The following is a 2,500-nucleotide window of genomic DNA, read 5'->3' as shown; positions in this document are numbered from 1 at the left end:
TTCTACAAAAGGCACGCCATCACCCGTTAACGGGCTCTGACTACTTGTAGGCACACGGTTTCAGGATCTCTTTCACTCCCCTTCCGGGGTGCTTTTCACCTTTCCCTCACGGTACTGGTTCACTATCGGTCACTAGGGAGTATTTAGCCTTGGGAGATGGTCCTCCCGGATTCCGACGGAATTTCACGTGTTCCGCCGTACTCAGGATCCACTCAGGAGAGAACGAAGTTTTGACTACAGGGCTGTTACCTCCTATGGCGGGCCTTTCCAGACCTCTTCATCTACCTCGTTCTTTTGTAACTCCGTACAGAGTGTCCTACAACCCCAAGAGGCAAGCCTCTTGGTTTGGGCTGGTCCCGTTTCGCTCGCCGCTACTCAGGGAATCGCATTTGCTTTCTCTTCCTCCGGGTACTTAGATGTTTCAGTTCCCCGGGTCTGCCTTCTCATATCCTATGTATTCAGATATGGATACCACTCCATTACGAGTGGTGGGTTTCCCCATTCGGAAATCTCCGGATCAAAGCTTGCTTACAGCTCCCCGAAGCATATCGGTGTTCGTCCCGTCCTTCATCGGCTCCTAGTGCCAAGGCATCCACCGTGCGCCCTTTCTAACTTAACCGTTAAAAAGAATCACTACGTGATATCTTGCATTACTAATTGAATGTGAATTACTTCTGTTATCTAGTTTTCAAAGAACACGTTGGTGGAGCCTAGCGGGATCGAACCGCTGACCTCCTGCGTGCAAAGCAGGCGCTCTCCCAGCTGAGCTAAGGCCCCGTATTGAGTAAAGATGGTGGGCCTGAGTGGACTCGAACCACCGACCTCACGCTTATCAGGCGTGCGCTCTAACCAGCTGAGCTACAGGCCCATCTACCATGTGAAAGAATCAAAGTTCCTTCAAAACTAAACAAGACAGGGAACGTTCTGTTTATAAGACCCGAGGTCTTATATTCCGTTAAAATCCTTAGAAAGGAGGTGATCCAGCCGCACCTTCCGATACGGCTACCTTGTTACGACTTCACCCCAATCATCTGTCCCACCTTCGGCGGCTGGCTCCATAAAGGNCTTAACCGTTAAAAAGAATCACTACGTGATATCTTGCATTACTAATTGAATGTGAATTACTTCTGTTATCTAGTTTTCAAAGAACACGTTGGTGGAGCCTAGCGGGATCGAACCGCTGACCTCCTGCGTGCAAAGCAGGCGCTCTCCCAGCTGAGCTAAGGCCCCGTATTGGGTAAAGATGGTGGGCCTGAGTGGACTCGAACCACCGACCTCACGCTTATCAGGCGTGCGCTCTAACCAGCTGAGCTACAGGCCCATCTACCATATGAAAGAATTAAAGTTCCTTCAAAACTAAACAAGACAGGGAACGTTCTGTTTATAAGACCCAAGGTCTTATATTCCGTTAAAATCCTTAGAAAGGAGGTGATCCAGCCGCACCTTCCGATACGGCTACCTTGTTACGACTTCACCCCAATCATCTGTCCCACCTTCGGCGGCTGGCTCCATAAAGGTTACCTCACCGACTTCGGGTGTTACAAACTCTCGTGGTGTGACGGGCGGTGTGTACAAGGCCCGGGAACGTATTCACCGCGGCATGCTGATCCGCGATTACTAGCGATTCCAGCTTCACGCAGTCGAGTTGCAGACTGCGATCCGAACTGAGAACAGATTTGTGGGATTGGCTTAACCTCGCGGTTTCGCTGCCCTTTGTTCTGTCCATTGTAGCACGTGTGTAGCCCAGGTCATAAGGGGCATGATGATTTGACGTCATCCCCACCTTCCTCCGGTTTGTCACCGGCAGTCACCTTAGAGTGCCCAACTGAATGCTGGCAACTAAGATCAAGGGTTGCGCTCGTTGCGGGACTTAACCCAACATCTCACGACACGAGCTGACGACAACCATGCACCACCTGTCACTCTGCCCCCGAAGGGGACGTCCTATCTCTAGGATTGTCAGAGGATGTCAAGACCTGGTAAGGTTCTTCGCGTTGCTTCGAATTAAACCACATGCTCCACCGCTTGTGCGGGCCCCCGTCAATTCCTTTGAGTTTCAGTCTTGCGACCGTACTCCCCAGGCGGAGTGCTTAATGCGTTAGCTGCAGCACTAAGGGGCGGAAACCCCCTAACACTTAGCACTCATCGTTTACGGCGTGGACTACCAGGGTATCTAATCCTGTTCGCTCCCCACGCTTTCGCTCCTCAGCGTCAGTTACAGACCAGAGAGTCGCCTTCGCCACTGGTGTTCCTCCACATCTCTACGCATTTCACCGCTACACGTGGAATTCCACTCTCCTCTTCTGCACTCAAGTTCCCCAGTTTCCAATGACCCTCCCCGGTTGAGCCGGGGGCTTTCACATCAGACTTAAGAAACCGCCTGCGAGCCCTTTACGCCCAATAATTCCGGACAACGCTTGCCACCTACGTATTACCGCGGCTGCTGGCACGTAGTTAGCCGTGGCTTTCTGGTTAGGTACCGTCAAGGTGCCGCCCTATT

The 2,500-nt window shown here is 51.9% G+C and carries 4 tRNA genes and 2 rRNA genes (1 of these 6 cut by a window edge); all 6 read right to left on the bottom strand.

Going from position 1 to position 2,500, the window contains the following annotated elements:
• Positions 1–619: ribosomal RNA gene (locus ACWJJ5_RS15955) — 23S ribosomal RNA — on the bottom strand; it reaches 2,311 nt to the left of the window's first position.
• 82 nt (positions 620–701) lie between these two features.
• A tRNA-Ala gene (locus ACWJJ5_RS15950) sits at positions 702–777 on the bottom strand.
• Between the two features lie 14 nt (positions 778–791).
• Positions 792–868, bottom strand: a tRNA-Ile gene (locus ACWJJ5_RS15945).
• A 286-nt stretch (positions 869–1,154) separates the two neighbouring features.
• Positions 1,155–1,230: transfer RNA gene (locus tag ACWJJ5_RS15940), tRNA-Ala, on the bottom strand.
• Positions 1,231–1,244: 14 nt separating this feature from the next.
• A tRNA-Ile gene (locus ACWJJ5_RS15935) sits at positions 1,245–1,321 on the bottom strand.
• Positions 1,322–1,421: 100 nt separating this feature from the next.
• Positions 1,422–2,500: ribosomal RNA gene (locus ACWJJ5_RS15930) — 16S ribosomal RNA — on the bottom strand; the annotation flags it as partial.

The sequence above is a fragment of the Bacillus sp. JK74 genome (assembly GCF_053663395.1).
The sequence above is the reverse complement of the archived record's forward strand: the minus strand, read 5'-3'. Positions and strand labels throughout refer to the sequence as shown.